Origin of the sequence: Streptomyces sp. NPDC001093 (assembly GCF_040298985.1) — a bacterium.
GTDB lineage: Bacteria > Actinomycetota > Actinomycetes > Streptomycetales > Streptomycetaceae > Streptomyces.
On sequence record NZ_JBEPBF010000006.1, the window covers coordinates 132,785 to 144,257 of the forward strand.

At 70.0% G+C, this 11,473-nt stretch carries 8 protein-coding genes and 1 rRNA gene; 6 read left to right on the forward strand and 3 right to left on the reverse strand.

Annotated features, from left to right (window positions below; genetic code table 11):
* The first annotated feature begins 77 nt into the window (after positions 1 to 77).
* Positions 78 to 1,229, forward strand: a complete 1,152-nt coding sequence (manA, locus tag ABT288_RS05615) for a mannose-6-phosphate isomerase, class I (RefSeq protein WP_351603076.1) — start codon at positions 78 to 80, stop codon at positions 1,227 to 1,229.
* Between the two features lie 170 nt (positions 1,230 to 1,399).
* Positions 1,400 to 2,380 carry a cation diffusion facilitator family transporter gene (locus ABT288_RS05620; RefSeq protein ID WP_351603078.1) on the forward strand — a complete coding sequence of 327 codons (981 nt, stop codon included), beginning with the start codon at positions 1,400 to 1,402 and terminating at the stop codon, positions 2,378 to 2,380.
* Positions 2,381 to 2,389: 9 nt separating this feature from the next.
* Here ABT288_RS05620 and lepB read toward each other — a convergent pair whose 3' ends face one another.
* Both lepB and ABT288_RS05630 read right to left on the reverse strand, forming a co-directional pair.
* The gene (gene lepB, locus ABT288_RS05625) at positions 2,390 to 3,136 is read right to left on the reverse strand and encodes a signal peptidase I (protein WP_351603100.1); all 747 of its coding nucleotides are present in this window, start codon (positions 3,134 to 3,136) and stop codon (positions 2,390 to 2,392) included.
* A gap of 366 nt (positions 3,137 to 3,502) precedes the next feature.
* Positions 3,503 to 5,845, reverse strand: a complete 2,343-nt coding sequence (locus ABT288_RS05630; RefSeq protein ID WP_351603080.1) for a fructose-specific PTS transporter subunit EIIC — start codon at positions 5,843 to 5,845, stop codon at positions 3,503 to 3,505.
* Positions 5,846 to 6,337: 492 nt separating this feature from the next.
* Between ABT288_RS05630 and ahcY the strand changes: the two genes are divergently transcribed.
* On the forward strand, positions 6,338 to 7,795 hold the full coding sequence (ahcY, locus tag ABT288_RS05635; RefSeq protein WP_351603082.1) for an adenosylhomocysteinase: 1,458 nt from the start codon (positions 6,338 to 6,340) through the stop codon (positions 7,793 to 7,795).
* A 191-nt stretch (positions 7,796 to 7,986) separates the two neighbouring features.
* Positions 7,987 to 8,601, forward strand: coding sequence for a hypothetical protein (locus ABT288_RS05640; protein WP_351603083.1), 615 nt, complete (start codon positions 7,987 to 7,989; stop codon positions 8,599 to 8,601).
* A 106-nt stretch (positions 8,602 to 8,707) separates the two neighbouring features.
* Here ABT288_RS05640 and ABT288_RS05645 read toward each other — a convergent pair whose 3' ends face one another.
* Positions 8,708 to 9,667 (reverse strand): RDD family protein, encoded by a 960-nt coding sequence (locus ABT288_RS05645; protein ID WP_351603084.1) that lies wholly within the window; start codon positions 9,665 to 9,667, stop codon positions 8,708 to 8,710.
* A gap of 153 nt (positions 9,668 to 9,820) precedes the next feature.
* On the opposite strand from ABT288_RS05645, the gene ABT288_RS05650 reads away from it, so the two are divergent.
* Entirely contained in the window at positions 9,821 to 10,828 is a 1,008-nt protein-coding gene (locus ABT288_RS05650) for a stage II sporulation protein M (RefSeq protein ID WP_351603086.1), read from the forward strand.
* 555 nt (positions 10,829 to 11,383) lie between these two features.
* Positions 11,384 to 11,473, forward strand: a 16S ribosomal RNA gene (locus ABT288_RS05655); the annotation flags it as partial.

The following is an 11,473-nucleotide window of genomic DNA, read 5'->3' on the forward strand; positions in this document are numbered from 1 at the left end:
AGCACGGCAACCAGTACCGGGCCCCGGCACCAGCACCGGCGCCGGGGCAGCCGTACGTACGGAGACAGAGAAGACACATGGACCGCCTCGACAACACCGTCCGCCCCTACGCCTGGGGTTCGCCCACCGCCATCCCGCACCTCCTCGGCGTCGAGCCGACCGGTGAACCGCAGGCGGAGATGTGGATGGGCGCGCACCCGGGAGCCCCCTCGCGCACCGCACGCGGGAGCCTCGTCGAGGTCATCGACGCGAACCCGGAGGACGAGCTGGGCAAGGCGGCCGTGGCGAAGTTCGGCCCGCGCCTGCCCTTCCTCCTCAAGATCCTCGCCGCCGGCGCGCCTCTCTCCCTCCAGGTGCACCCCAACCTGGCACAGGCCGGGGAGGGTTACGCCGACGAGGAGCGCCGCGGCATCCCGGTCGACGCCCCGCACCGCAACTACAAGGACGCCAACCACAAGCCCGAACTGATCTGCGCGCTCACCGAGTTCGACGGCCTGTGCGGCTTCCGCGACCCGGTCCGGGCCGCCGACGCGCTCGACGGGCTCGGCGTCCCCGCCCTCAAGCCGTACGTCGACCTGCTGCACGCCCACCCCGAGGACGCGGCCCTGCGCGAGGTGCTCACCGCGATCCTCACCGCCGACCCGGAGGAGATGGCGCACACGGTCGCCGAGGCCGCTGCCGCCTGCGCGCGCCTCGGCGGCGACTACGCCCCCTACGCCGACCTCGCCCAGCACTACCCGGGCGACCCCGGCGTCATCGCGGCGATGCTGCTGAACCACGTCCGCCTGCAGCCCGGCGAGGCCCTGTTCCTCGGCGCCGGAGTCCCGCACGCGTACATCAGCGGCCTCGGCGTCGAGATCATGGCCAACTCCGACAACGTCCTGCGCTGCGGTCTGACCCCCAAGCACGTCGACGTCCCCGAACTCCTGCGCGTCGTCCGCTTCGAGGCCGGCGACCCGGGCGTCCTGCGCCCCGAGGCCTCCCCGGCCGGCGAGGAGGTCTACGAGACGCCGATCGACGAGTTCCGCCTCTCCCGGTACGTCCTCCCCGAGGGCGCCGCCGCCCACGACCTCACCCTCGACACCCCGCAGATCCTGCTCTGCACGGCCGGCTCGGTCCGCGCCGGCGAGCACGAGCTGAGCCCCGGTCAGTCGGTCTTCGTCCCGGCCGGCGAGACGGCGCAGATCTCGGGCACGGGCACGATCTTCCGCGCCACTGTGATCGTATGACCTGTGATCGTATGACCGAGGGTGTGGATACCTGACGCGGCGGAGCCCGGCCGGGCTGCAACAATGGCCCACCGGCAAAGGCCGGGCAAAGCCGGGACACGCCTGACGGCGTGGCCGTACGAAGGCGCCGCACCAGGGCGACGACCAGGGCGAAGGGACAACGCGAACACATGAGCGCGTCAGGCGGTTCGAAGGCGATCGTGGCGGCACTCGGCGCCAACCTCGCGATCGCGGCATCCAAGTTCGTGGCGTTCGCGTTCAGCGGCTCCTCCTCGATGCTCGCCGAGGGCGTCCACTCGCTCGCCGACTCCGGCAACCAGTTCCTGCTGCTCATCGGCGGCAAGAAGGCCCAGCGCGAGGCGACCCCGCAGCACCCCTTCGGCTACGGCCGCGAGCGCTTCATCTACGCCTTCCTGGTCTCGATCGTGCTGTTCTCCATCGGCGGCATGTTCGCCATCTACGAGGGCTACGAGAAGATCAGCCACCCGCACGAACTGGAGCACTGGTACTGGCCGGTGGGCGTCCTGATCTTCGCGGTCGCCGCCGAGGGCTTCTCCTTCCGCACGGCCATCAAGGAGTCCAACGAACTGCGCGGAAAGCAGTCCTGGACGGACTTCATCCGCCGCGCCAAGGCCCCCGAGCTGCCCGTCGTCCTGCTCGAGGACTTCGGCGCGCTGATCGGCCTCGTCCTGGCCCTCCTCGGCGTCGGCCTGTCCGTACTCACCGGCGACGGCGTCTGGGACGGCGTCGGCACGGTCTGCATCGGTGTCCTGCTCGTCTGCATCGCCCTGGTCCTGGCCGCCGAGACCAAGTCGCTGCTGCTCGGCGAGGCGGCGGGCCCGGACGTGATCAAGAAGATCGAGGAGGCGACGGTCGACGGCGACACGGTCACCGGCGTCATCCACATGCGCACGCTCCACCTAGGCCCCGAGGAGCTGCTCATCGCCGCCAAGATCGCCGTCCGGCACGACGACACGGCCAGCGAGGTCGCGAACGCCATCGACGCCGCCGAGGCCCGCATCCGCGCCGCCGTCCCCATCGCCCGCGTCATCTACCTCGAACCGGACATCTACAGCGAGGCCGAGGCGGCCAAGGGCCCGGACCCGGAGGCCACCCCGGGCGGCCCGACCCCGCACGCCGCCGGCCACTGAACCGGGACCTCAGCTGCCGCTCGGCCGCACCGGCCAGGGCATCCGCGGCATCTCCGGCGCCCTCCGCCGCCGTACGGCGAGGAAACCGATCCCCAGGCCGACGCCGATGAGCAGCAGCACAAGCCCGAGGAGCATGGCCGTCACCAGCAGAGCGGGGACCGTGCGGTCATCCGTCACCCGGCCCAGTACCGCGTGCACGGAGACCGTCCCGCCCTGCTCGTCGAGGTGGAACCGCGAGTCGTTGGAGTTCGCACGGTAGTCACCCAGGAGGAACAGCCGCCCCTTGGGGACCTGCACGTCATACCGCTGGTGCGCGCCGTCGGCGTCGCCGCCGTACACATACGGCTCCTCGATCGGCTTCCCGTTCACGGTCACCCGCTCCCGCGAACCCACCAGCGTGCAGCACCGCACGCGATCCCCGCCCACACCGACGACCCGCTTCATCAGCTGCCCGGCGAAGCCGTACGACTCCGGCGGCGTGAACATCACGACGTCACCGCGCCGCACCCCACTCCCGTCGACGCGCTCCCAGACGACCCGCTGACCCCGCTCATACGCCGGCCGCATGCTGCCGCCACCCACGGTGGAGACCCCGTACGCGTCCCTTGCACAGCCAAAAGCGCCAACCCCCAGCACCAGCCCCGACACCCCCACGAGAACCGCCCACATCCCGAGCCCCCGCCCCCGCCTTCTGCCCGCCATACCCCGTCCTCCCCAAGCGGCCCATCCGAGGCGCGGAGAACAGCGCCACCGCATGAAGGGGGCGTGCGGCAGGGCGTGCGGCACGGCGCGTTTGTCGGGCGGGTGCGGGTGCGGGTGCGGGTGTGGGTGCGTGGTTCGGGGCGGGGGATGGGGGGTGCGGGTTCGGGCCGATGACCGGGGGGTCCCGGCCGAGCCGAAGGCGAGGCAGCGGGTCCGGGGCGAAGGCGGGGTTACGAGTTGCGAGTCGGGACCGAGGACACGGTTGCGGATCCGGGCCCGAGACGGGGGCGACTCCGCGACCGAAGAGCAGGAGCGCGGATCCCCGGACTTCGGGCGAGCCAAGGACCCGCAACCCGCACCCCTTCCCCCTCCCCCTCTGCCTCCCTGCTTCCTGGTCCCCAGCCCCTTGGTTTTCTCAGCTCACCCGACCTCAGCGAGCACGCCGAGTACCGCGTGCTCGTCCGGTGCCGCCAGCAGCCGCTCCCGGAAACCGGGATCCATCAGCTTGCGGGACAGCAGTGCGAGGATCCGCAGATGCTCGTCGCCCGCGGCAGCCTCCGGCACGGCGATCAGGAAGATCAGCCGGGCCTTCGTACCGTCCAGCGAGCCCCACTCGACGCCCTCGGCGGAGCGCGCGAAGCCGACGACCGGCGCGGTCACCGCGTCCGTCTTGGCGTGCGGGATCGCGATCTCCTCCCCGAGCCCGGTCGTCCCCTGCTCCTCACGCCGTAGCGCGGTCGCCACCAGCTCATCCACATCGGCGACCCGCCCGCTCCGCGCAAGCAACTCCGCCATCTCCCGGACAGCGGCTTCTTTCTCCACGGCCCGGAGCGCGCCCTTCACGGTCCGCTCACCGAGATAGCCGGACAACACCACGGGCCCACGATCCTCAACCACCGCATCCCCAGCCCGCCCGGCGTCCCGGTCCTCCTCCGGCTGCCCGCCTTCCGCGGAATCCTCAACGGCGCCCGCCTGGACCGAGCCCACCGAAACCACGGCATCGGTACCAGCCCCCGGAGCCCCGGCGCCGGCCCGCCCAGGCACGACGCCCTCGACCGCCACCCCTTCCGCCACGAAAGCCCTCTCCCCAGCGCGCCCAGCACCCACCGACACATCCTCCGACGCGGGAGCCCCTTCACCAGCGCCACCCGTCGGCCCGTCCCCCGAGGTGGCAACCCCGTCACCGGCACCACCCACGCCCGACGACGATTGCCGCACGGGTCGTGCGAGTGGGAACCCAATCCCCACCACCCCCGAACCCGCACCGGACGCCGCCCCCGAACCCGAACCAACCGCCCCCACACGCCCCCGACGCCCCCTCACATCAACCAGCGCCACGGTCGCCAGCGCAGTGACAACCGTCCCGATCACCACGGCGACGAAGAACACCGGCACCCCACTCACCGCACCCAGCACCGCCACGATCGGCCCCCCATGCGGCACCGCGTCCTTCACCCCGGCCACCCCCGCAACCGCACCGGCCACCGCCCCACCCAGCATGTTCGCCGGGATCACCTGCGCCGGCCGCGCCGCCGCGAACGGAATCGCGCCCTCCGAGATGCCGAAGCACCCCATGAACAGCGCCGCGAGCCCCGTCTCCCGCTCCTGCTCGGTGTACAGCCCCCGCCGGATCAGCGTGGCCAGTCCCTGCCCGAGCGGCATCACCGGAATCGCGGCGGCACACATGCCCATCACCGTCTGGTTGCCGCTCGCGATGAGCCCGGCCCCGAACAGGAATGCCGTCTTGTTCACCGGCCCGCCCATGTCGAACGCGATCATCAGCCCGAGAATCGCGCCGAGCAGGATCGCGCTCGTCCCCGTCATCCCGCCGAGCCAGCTCGTCAGATGCTCGAACACCCAGGAGATCGGCTTGCCGATGACATAGATGAAGAACAGTCCGAGCACCGTCGTAGCGACGATCGGGATCACGATGATCGGCATGATCGGCTGCACGAACTTCGGCACCCGTACCTTCTTGATCCACAGCACCAGGTACCCGGCGAGGAACCCGGTCACGATCGCCCCGATGAATCCCGCGCCCGCCTTGGAGTCGTACAGCGCGCCCGTGTTCGCGATCCAGCCGCCGATCATGCCCGGTACCAGCGCGGGCCGGTCGGCGATCGCATAGGCGATGTAGCCGGACAGGACCGGGATCATCAGCTGGAAGCCGATCCCGCCGATCGCGTTGACATGGGCCCAGAAGGTGCCGTCCGGGATCACGAAGCCCTTGGACGTGGCATGGCCGCCGAGCGCGAGCGACACCGCGATCAGCAGACCGCCGACGACGACGAACGGGATCATGTACGACACCCCGTTCATCAGCGCCTTGTACACCGGCCCCCGCTCCCTGCCGCCGCCGGAGGCCACCGTCGCCGAACCACTCGCGGCCCCGCCCGGCGCGTACACGGGCGCCGACCGCACCCGCTCGATCAGCTGCTCGGGATGGTGGATACCTTCGGCGACCCCGACGGTCAGCACCCGCTTGCCGGCGAAACGGCTCAGGTCGACGTCCTTGTCGGCGGCGACGATGACCCCGTCCGCGCCTATGACATCGTTGTCATCAAGGACGTTCTCGGCCCCGATGGATCCCTGGGTCTCCACCTTCATCTCGATGCCACGGCTCGCCGCGGCCTGCGCGAGCTTCTCCGCGGCCATGTACGTGTGCGCGATGCCGGTCGGGCACGCGGTCACCGCCAGCAGTTTCACGCGCCCTCGCTCGTCATCGTGGTCACCCGTGGAGGGAGGGCCGGCCGGACTGGTCACGTCTGTCTCCTCACACCTTCGTCGCACGAGGCGCCGTCCCGGACACCCCGCGACCGGGACCGGACGGCCCGGCCCCCCTGCATCCTGCACCACCCCGACCCCGGCCCCAAGGCGCGGAAGTCGTCCTTCACCACGGGCCTGTGGGCTCCTGTCGCGGGGCTTTCCGTACCCGCGTCGGCGCCGCTCCTGCCCCCGCGCCGCGCCTCGAAACCCCCGCTCCGCGCCTCGAAACCGCCTCCCGGACGGCTCGAACCATGCGGAGGCGGACTGGGGCCGACCGGGCCGTCCGGTGTAGCTTGGGACGGAGCCAGACGTCGCTGCTGATGGCGGTCGGGCGGTCCCGAGTGGACCGACCGAGGGAGAGAGGGCCTCCGACGGACTGCGCTGCGCGTACGTGGGCATGCCTGTGTCCTCTTCTCGGGCACCCCTGTGTCCGCCGCCGCGCAGACCAGCCGTACCCAACCTCGCCCCGATCCCGAGGAGCAGCTCGTAATGACGACTGTCGAGAACCGACAGGACTTCAAGGTCGCCGACCTCTCGCTGGCCGAGTTCGGCCGCAAGGAGATCACCCTCGCCGAGCACGAGATGCCCGGTCTGATGGCGATCCGCAAGGAGTACGCCGAGGCCCAGCCCCTCGCCGGCGCCCGCGTCACCGGCTCCCTGCACATGACCGTGCAGACCGCCGTGCTCATCGAGACCCTGGTCGCCCTCGGCGCCCGGGTCCGCTGGGCCTCCTGCAACATCTTCTCCACCCAGGACCACGCGGCCGCCGCCATCGCCGTCGGCCCGAACGGCACGCCGGACAACCCGCAGGGCATCCCGGTCTTCGCCTGGAAGGGCGAGACCCTGGAGGAGTACTGGTGGTGCACGGAGCAGGCGCTGACCTGGCCGGACAGCCCCACCGGCGGCCCGAACATGATCCTGGACGACGGCGGCGACGCCACCCTCCTCGTCCACAAGGGCGTCGAGTACGAGAAGGCCGGCGAGGTCCCCGCCCTGGACACCGCCGAGTCCGACGAGCACCGCGTCATCCTCCAGCTGCTGCACCGCACCCTGGGCGAGAACCCCCAGAAGTGGACCCAGCTGGCCTCCGAGATCCGCGGCGTCACCGAGGAGACCACCACGGGTGTCCACCGCCTGTACGAGATGCAGCGCGATGGCGTCCTCCTGTTCCCGGCGATCAACGTCAACGACGCGGTCACCAAGTCGAAGTTCGACAACAAGTACGGCTGCCGCCACTCCCTCGTCGACGGCATCAACCGCGCCACGGACACCCTGATCGGCGGCAAGACCGCCGTCGTGTGCGGATACGGCGACGTGGGCAAGGGCTGCGCCGAGTCCCTGCGCGGCCAGGGCGCCCGCGTGATCATCACCGAGATCGACCCGATCTGCGCCCTGCAGGCGGCGATGGACGGCTACCAGGTCACCACCCTGGACGAGGTCGTCGAGACCGCCGACATCTTTGTCACCACCACCGGCAACAAGGACATCATCCTCGCCTCGGACATGGCGAAGATGAAGCACCAGGCGATCGTCGGCAACATCGGCCACTTCGACAACGAGATCGACATGGCCGGCCTGGCGAAGATCCCGGGCATCGTCAAGGACGAGGTCAAGCCGCAGGTCCACACCTGGACCTTCCCGGACGGCAAGAAGATCATCGTGCTCTCCGAGGGCCGCCTGCTGAACCTGGGCAACGCCACCGGTCACCCGTCGTTCGTGATGTCCAACTCCTTCGCGGACCAGACCCTGGCCCAGATCGAGCTGTTCACCAAGCCCGATGAGTACCCGATCGGCGTCTACGTGCTGCCCAAGCACCTCGACGAGAAGGTCGCCCGCCTCCACCTGGACGCGCTCGGCGTCAAGCTCACCACCCTGCGCCCGGAGCAGGCGGCGTACATCGGCGTGGAGGTCGACGGCCCGTTCAAGCCGGACCACTACCGCTACTGAGCCGGTGACTCCGTAGTCCCGCCCGCCGGGGAGCAGACTGTGCACCAGCGCGCTTCCCGGCAGCAGGCCCCCGAGGCAGGCCCCCGCACCCCCGTGCCGGGGGCCTGTCCCTTTGGCCGGTCCCGCCGGACGGCACCGCGGAAACCAGTGACCCGGCCGGACCGTCAGCCCGTCGAAGACCCAGGACCCCCATGCCCCGCGGCCGTTATTCGCTCCACGATCCGCACGATCACACCCCCCTCGGCGACGAACACTTCCAGTGCGCCCCCGGCCCCTCCGGCTGGCGCTATGTCTCCCGGCTGACCAGCCCCGCCGGCGAGCACCGCGGCTCGATCGACCTCGCCCTGGACGACCTCGGCCGCCCCATTCGCCTCGAACTCCACGCAGGGGAGTGGCAGGTGCGTGGCGCCGCCCTCGACGGCGTCACCTGGGTCCGGACCGACCCCACCGGAACCCATGCCACAGAAGGCAATGTGCGCGCCCACGCCTTCACCGGCACGTCCCCCGCATTCCTCGTCGCCACCGCTCGCCTCCTGCGCCTCACCCCCTCCTCCGACGCGACCCGCGTACGCCTGGTCGCCTTCACGGACCCGGTCCTCGCCCCCCGCACCGTGGACCAGTCCTGGGCCCTGGTGAACAGCGAAACACACGCCACTGACAACGGCCCCCTGGTCGTGGACGAATACCAGGTCACAGCCCTGGACACCGGCGAGCGGCACACGGTTCACATCGCCGGGGACGTCGTCCTGGCCGCACCCGGGATCGAGCTGGAGGACCTCCAGTCACCGCCGTCGACGTTCGACTGAACGGCGAGGGGAAAGGCCGCCGGAACCATCGGACGGGTTCGGACCCGCGAGGACGTTGAGAGGACGTTGAAAGGGGATCGAAGAGACCTCTTCTACGAGACCTCTTCTACGCCGGCGGCGCGAAACCGGTGCTCGGGGAGTCTGGAGGCGGCTCCTCCCGCGGCGGTACGGCTGACGGCGGAAGCGGAGCCTGCGGCGGCCGAGCGTGAGAGAGCGGCTCGGCAAGAGCGGGCGGCTGGGGAGCGGCTGGCTGGGCAGAAGCAGGTGGTCGATAAGCGGCCGGTGCGCCGGGCGGGGCCGCCTGTGGGGCGAAACCAGCGGGGCCGAACGCCTGCCGGGCCTCGCGTGACTGCCGCTCGTGCACCACAGCCGCCAGGAAGGCCGCCGCCGGCAGATCCTGCGGCACAGAAGCTCCCGTCCGCGCCGCGAGGTCGGCCGCGAGCCGCTGGGCCATCCCCATCGAGACCTGCGGATCGAGCTGCCCCATCCGGCTCAGGTACTGCCGGACCGCCAGCCACAGCCCGTCCGGCACCGCCGACAGGTCCAGCCCGGCGAACCTCCCCGCCAGCCACGGAGGCGGCGGCGGAAGAAACCCGGCCCGTCCTGCCGGTATTCGCTCACGCACGACGAGGGTGCCCGCGAACACGTCGCCGAGCCGTCGGCCCCGCGCCGACACCAGCGAGGCGATGCAGGCGATCACGCCGAAGGTCAGCAGGATCTCGACCACACCGATCGCACCCCGCACGAGCGCGTGCCGGAACCGGATCGGCCCACCGTCGTCCCGTACCACGCGGAGCCCGAAGGCCAGCTTCCCGAGCGAACGCCCATGGCTGAGCGTCTCCACCGCGATCGGCCCGCCGACCAGCACCAGCAGAAACGTCGCGATCGACAGCGCCACCTGCGCGGCCTCGTCCAGCGAGGCGGTCGACACCACCACCGCGATGGTGACGACGACGTACGCGACCACGGCCACCACGAGGTCGAGCAACACGGCCAGCGCCCTGCTCGGCAGCTTTGCCGGCCGCAGTTCGAGCGCTACCGCCTCGCCCGTCACCAGCTCACTCACGCCCGCCGTCCTTCCCTGATCTGCCCCCGGAAGCGCAAGTCTGCCAAGCTGTGGGCACATCGCGCGCCGGTGCGACTATCTGACCGCGATCGAGAGCATCACGACGACTCCACGACGAGCAGTCGACGACCAGCCGAGGAGCAGGCAGACCCGATGGACCTGGACGTCTTCGTCTCCGTACACCGAGCCGAATGGGACCGCCTCGACGCCCTGCTCCGCCGCCGACGCCGCCTCAACGGGGCCGAGGCCGACGAACTCGTCGCCCTCTACCAGCGCACCGCCACCCACCTGTCCCTCATCCAGTCCAGCGCCCCGGACCCCCAGCTGACAGGACGGCTCAGCCAACTGGTGGCACGCGCGCGTAGCGCCGTCACCGGCACCCGCCGCTCCTCATGGCGTGACGTCACGCGCTTCCTGGGTCAGGGCTTCCCGGCCGCCGTCTATCGCGCTCGCCACTGGTGGGTCCCCACGGCACTGGTCTCCACGGCCATCGCGATCCTCCTGGGCTGGTGGATCGGCACCCACCCTCACGTGCAGTCGTCGATCGCGGCGCCCAGCCGGCTGCGCGACCTGACCCGCCCCGGCGGCGAGTACGAGACGTACTACTCCAGCCATCCCGCGGCGGCCTTCGCCGCCCAGGTGTGGACGAACAACGCCCAGGCAGCCGCGATGTGCCTGGTCCTGGGCGTCTTCCTGGGCCTGCCTGTCCTCTGGATCCTCTTCGAGAACATGCTCAACCTGGGCGTCGGCTTCGGCCTGATGTCCTCCGCCGGCCGACTCGACACATTCCTGGGACTGGTTCTCCCTCACGGCCTGCTCGAACTGACCGCCGTCTTCGTCGCCGCCGGTACGGGTCTGCGCCTCGGCTGGACCCTCATAGACCCCGGTCCCCGCAGCCGGCGCACCGCTCTCGCCGAGGAAGGACGCGCGGCCGTCGGCATGGCGATCGGACTCGCCCTGGTCCTTTTCGTCTCCGGCGCCATCGAAGGCTTTGTCACCCCGTCCGGCCTGCCCACCTGGGCCCGCATCGGGATCGGTGTCCTGGCCGAGCTGGCATTCCTGACGTACGTCTACGTCCTGGGGGGCCGAGCAGTACGCGCAGGTGAGACCGGCGATCTAGAAGCGACGGACCGCAGCGCCTCGGTGCCCACCGCTGCTTGATGTGCGTTCCACCCCTGTGAGCTGCTACTCTCCTGTTCGCCTCGCAAGACCCGTTGACACGGGTGGCGCGGGGAGGTAGATTCAAACAGTTGCCTGGAACTGGACAAGTTCATCGGCGAAGGTTAGACTCTACGAGCTTCCGGAGAAGTCGAGAACGACATCTCCGAGGAGCACCTCCCGATTACTCAGAAATGAGCAGCCGGTCAGACCGGCCAAGAACTTCTGATAAAGTCGGAATCGCCGGAAAGGGAAACGCGAGAGCGGGAACCTGGAAAGCACCGAGGAAATCGGATCGAGAAAAGATCTGATAGAGTCGGAAACACCGAAGGGAAGCGCCCGGAGGAAAGCCCGAGAGGGTGAGTACGAAGGAAGCGACCGTTCCTTGAGAACTCAACAGCGTGCCAAAAATCAACGCCAGATATGTTGATACCCCGTCTCCAGCATCTGCTGGGGCGAGGTTCCTTTGAAAAACACAGCGAGGACGCTGTGAACCGAGGGGACTATTCCTCCTCTCGGTTCCGCTCTCGTGGTGTTCGACCGGATTACCGGTAAACATTCACGGAGAGTTTGATCCTGGCTCAGGACGAACGCTGGCGGCGTGCTTAACACATGCAAGTCGAACGATGAACCACTTCGGTGGGGATT

Excerpts from the sequence above, each read along its gene's own strand:
- lepB (WP_351603100.1), bottom strand. The coding sequence starts at position 3,136 with ATGCGGTGGCGCTGTTCTCCGCGCCTCGGATGGGCCGCTTGGGGAGGA.
- ABT288_RS05620 (WP_351603078.1), top strand. The coding sequence starts at position 1,400 with ATGAGCGCGTCAGGCGGTTCGAAGGCGATCGTGGCGGCACTCGGCGCC.
- ahcY (WP_351603082.1), top strand. The coding sequence starts at position 6,338 with ATGACGACTGTCGAGAACCGACAGGACTTCAAGGTCGCCGACCTCTCG.
- ABT288_RS05640 (WP_351603083.1), top strand. The coding sequence starts at position 7,987 with ATGCCCCGCGGCCGTTATTCGCTCCACGATCCGCACGATCACACCCCC.
- manA (WP_351603076.1), top strand. The coding sequence starts at position 78 with ATGGACCGCCTCGACAACACCGTCCGCCCCTACGCCTGGGGTTCGCCC.
- ABT288_RS05650 (WP_351603086.1), top strand. The coding sequence starts at position 9,821 with ATGGACCTGGACGTCTTCGTCTCCGTACACCGAGCCGAATGGGACCGC.